The 3,817-nt window shown below is 61.4% G+C and carries 4 protein-coding genes; 3 read left to right on the top strand and 1 reads right to left on the bottom strand.

The window, feature by feature from the left end; translation table 11 throughout:
- Positions 1-410, top strand: a 410-nt coding sequence (locus VL202_RS17840; RefSeq protein WP_325465433.1) for an FCD domain-containing protein, incomplete at its 5' end; no start/stop codon positions are given.
- An 89-nt stretch (positions 411-499) separates the two neighbouring features.
- On the opposite strand, the gene VL202_RS17835 is transcribed toward VL202_RS17840, so the two are convergent.
- Complete coding sequence (locus VL202_RS17835; RefSeq protein WP_056336011.1) at positions 500-1,417, bottom strand: AraC family transcriptional regulator; 918 nt, start codon at positions 1,415-1,417, stop codon at positions 500-502.
- A gap of 137 nt (positions 1,418-1,554) precedes the next feature.
- On the opposite strand from VL202_RS17835, the gene VL202_RS17830 reads away from it, so the two are divergent.
- Positions 1,555-2,802, top strand: a complete 1,248-nt coding sequence (locus tag VL202_RS17830; RefSeq protein WP_056336007.1) for an ABC transporter substrate-binding protein — start codon at positions 1,555-1,557, stop codon at positions 2,800-2,802.
- 59 nt (positions 2,803-2,861) lie between these two features.
- On the top strand, positions 2,862-3,725 hold the full coding sequence (locus VL202_RS17825) for a sugar ABC transporter permease (protein ID WP_325465432.1): 864 nt from the start codon (positions 2,862-2,864) through the stop codon (positions 3,723-3,725).
- The last annotated feature ends 92 nt before the right edge of the window (positions 3,726-3,817 follow it).

Below are 3,817 nucleotides of genomic sequence, written 5' to 3'. Positions count from 1 at the left end.
TCGAGATTCCCTCCCTTGCCCAGGCACATCCACGCCACCCTGCGGTAAAGAAGATGCGGACTTCGGTCGATGCGGCGCACAAGTGCCGGGATGCCGATGACTGGCTCGGGGTCGGCAGCGCCGATATCGGTTTCCATGCTGCAATCGTGGAACTCGCCGACAGTCCGCGACTGGCCGGCTTCTACGCGCAGGTTTCGCTGGAACTCAGGCTTGTCTTCGGGTTGCTACAGGATCCGGAGTTTCTCCACGCACCCTTCATCGACCAGAATACGTTGATCGTGACCCAGGTCGAGAACGGCAATTCCGCGGCCGCCGCCCAGATACTGGAAGCCTACCTCGCCCAGGCGGAGAGGTTCATCCTTGGCGCCTATGCGCGAGTGGCATCGACGAGTTTTCGAGGATTTGAATAAGCTTCCGACATTGCAGATGTGTGCGTCATCGACCAGGCACGGAGCACGCGGTATCGGGTGGCACGGCGCGGCTCGACGATGGTTGATCGTCACACGGCCGCGACGATCGACCTGCCGCGGATGCGGGCTGCCATGCGATAGGCGCGAGGCGTAAGCCCGGTTTCCATCCTGAAGTAGCGGTTGAAATTGGACAGGTTGTTGAAACCGGCTTCGAAGCACACCTCGGTAATGGGGATTTCCGATTCCGCGAGCAATGTGCGTGCGCGCCATACCCGTACGGAGCGACTATAGTTCGAGAAATTCATGCCGGTCATGCGCCGAAAGGCGCGCGAAAACGCCGAGGGCGCAAGCCCCACGGCATCGGCCACCTCATGCATCTGGCTGCTGGGATCGGACTGCAGGATCTGTATCGCCTGGTCGATGCGGCGATGACGCTTGTCGGACAGTTCGTTGTAGAACGATATGAAGTGCTCGCTGGCCAGAAGGCGCGTACGTGGCGCAGCTTCGATCTCGGTGAGAATCTGAAGGAACAGGCTCAATCCCCCGTGTCCCTTGAGTTCGTGCAGGTCGATGATCTTCTGGCCGATCCGGCCTGCCTCGGGACCGAGGATCTCGATACCGCGTTGAGCCAGAGCACTCAGCCTGTGCAGGACGTCGAATTCGGGACAAACGGTGCGAATGCCCATCAGGGCCTCGGCATCGAATTGCAGCACGAGGTCGCGGCCGGGAAGGGACGGCGCGCCGGGCGTGATCCAGTTGTGCGGCAGATTGGTGCCGGTCAGCATCAGGTGGCCGGGTTTGAAGGGGCCGACATAATCGCCGACATAGGCGAAGCCTTGCGCGTCCGGAATGTAATGGATCTCCCATTCCGGATGATAGTTCCAGATACAGATCGGGTTCGGATAGTCGTCGCGCCGGATGAGATAGGACATCCCGCCCGGCAGGACGATCTGTTCACGGGTCGCCACATGCGAGGCAGACTGCGGAAAATCTGATGTAATTCTCATTCAGTTGGAGCCTTTGGCGCGAGCTGATGTCAAAATAGTATCATCGAATAGCAAAAAGCCAACTAGTTCCATTCGACCGCACAAGCACAATGGGGATGTTGGCGGCGTGGGAGTTCTGCCGCCCGAGGGAGGAAATCATGTTTCAGAAAATGCTCCGCGCCAGTTGCGCGGCGATGGCCCTGTTTGCGGCTTCCAACACCATGGCTGCGCAGTGCACCGAAGACCTGCGTATCTTGGCGCAGCCTCGCGACGGTCTGACCCTGCTGGAAGACTATGTCGACGAGTTCGAGAAATTGTCGGGCGCGGGCTTCGAATTCAGCTATCTCAACGAAAATGACCGCCGCGCCAAATCGCAGGCGGACGCATCGACGGTCGGCAGCTTCAACGTCTATTACGTCGATGAAGCCAATCTGGCGCTGTTCGCGTCCTCGGGCTGGATCGTACCGCTCGAAGGCTACTATCCGGCCGATTATGACTATAATGATTTCGACGCAGGCATGCGCGCCGCCGCCACCTATGAGGGCAAGCAGTGGTTTGCGCCGATCCAGGGCGGCGGCGACCTGATGGTCTACCGCACCGACCTTCTCGAAAAGGCCGGCATCGCCGTTCCCACAAATTGGGAGGAATATCTGGCCGCGGTCAAGAAGCTGCACGATCCGGACAATGGCGTCTATGGCACGGCATTGCGCGGACAGCGTGGTTCTGGCGCCAATGTCTGGCGTTGGATGCCGCTGTTCAAGGCCAATGGCGGCGAGTGGTTCAAGGATGGCCAGCCGGCCTTCAACTCGGAAGCCGCCGTCAAGGCCACGCAGGCCTATCTCGATCTCTTCAAATATTCGGCACCGGGCACGCAGACGGGCTCCTGGGACGAATCCACCGGCGCCTTCCGTGCCGGCAAGGTAGCGATCATCGTGGAATCGGCACCGCTGGGCGGCATGTCGGTCGACAAGGCACAGAGCCAGGTGGCCGACAAGGTTGCCTTCGCGGTTCCGCCGACGCCTCTGCCGGGCGCCGGTTACGCGCATGGCTTTGCGATCGCCGCCAAGGCCAATGCCACCGAAGAGGAAAAGGCCTGCGCCGGCCTGTTCGTGGCCTGGGCCACGTCCAAGGAGCAGGAGGCCCGCCGTCTCGCCGCCGGCCAGCCGGGTGAACTGACCCGCACCAGCACCTACCAGAGCCCGGAATATGCCAAGACCTTCGGCCAGAACCTATCCGATGCCATGGCCGCAACGGGCGAACGCACCCAGGTCACGTTCTGGCAGGATGCGCGCTGGCAGGAACTGGGCAACCAGTGGGGCATCATGCTCGAAGAGCTGATCACCGGCAGCCGCACCGACATCAAGGCGACGCTGGACGAGCTCGAGGCCTTCGCCCGCAAGCTCTGATACACGCAAGCAGGGCGCGCTCTCGGGCGCGCCCATCCCTTATCTGAGGATTTGTCCTGATGCGCCGCGGACGCTCGCTACCTTACGTCTTCCTGGGCCCGACCCTCGCCATCCTGATCGTCCTGGCCCTGGTGCCGACGCTCTATGCCGTCAACATTTCGTTGCAGAACCGGACGCTGGCCCAGCCGGGGGCCGATTATGTGTGGTTCGCCAATTATGCGGCGCTGCTCTCCGATGCGCGTTTCCTCAACGCGCTCTGGGTTTCGCTCAAATGGGAAATCATCAGCGTTTCCGCCACGATGCTGGTCGGAATCGGTCTCGGCATAGCCATGTTCGAGGCTGCAAGCCCTAGGGCCCGCAACCTCCTGTGCCTGCTGTTCATCATTCCGGTGCTTTTGCCGCGCGTCTGCGCCGCCTTCGTGTGGAAATTCGCCTTCCATCCGCTCTATGGCGCCTTGACCTGGCCGATGCGCGAACTCACGGGAAGCACCCCCGACATCCTCTCCACGCCGCTCGGCGCGCTGCTCGCCGTGGCGTTCGTCGATGTCTGGCAATGGGGCCTGTTCTTCGCGGTGATCGTGCTGAAATTGCTGGAATCGCTTCCGCCCCAGCCGCTCGAGGCGGCACGGATCGACCGGGCGAAGCGTTGGGAGATCCACCGCTACGTCACGCTCCCGATGCTGAAGGCGCCGCTGATCAGCCTTTTGCTGGTCAAGGCGATCGAGAGCCTGCGGTCGTTCGACCTCGTCTATGTGATGACCCGCGGCGGCCCGGGGATCTCGACGGAAACCCTCGACATGTATGCCTATTCGCAGGGCTTCATCGAGTCCGGCAAGATCTCCTACGCATCCTCGATGGCGGTCATCATGATGGTGCTGACGGTCGTCGCCTTTACCGTCACCTGGAAAAGGCTGAACCGATGAAGGTCTCGACGCTGTTTCTCAAGGCGATCCTGTTTCTGGCGGCAGCCCTGGTGGTCCTGCCGCTCCTGTGGACGCTGCTCAACGCTTTCAAG

The sequence above is a fragment of the Pararhizobium sp. genome (genome assembly GCF_035497515.1).
GTDB lineage: Bacteria > Pseudomonadota > Alphaproteobacteria > Rhizobiales > Rhizobiaceae > Pararhizobium.
Note: the sequence above shows the minus strand (reverse complement) of the source record. Positions and strands in the feature narration are given on the sequence as shown.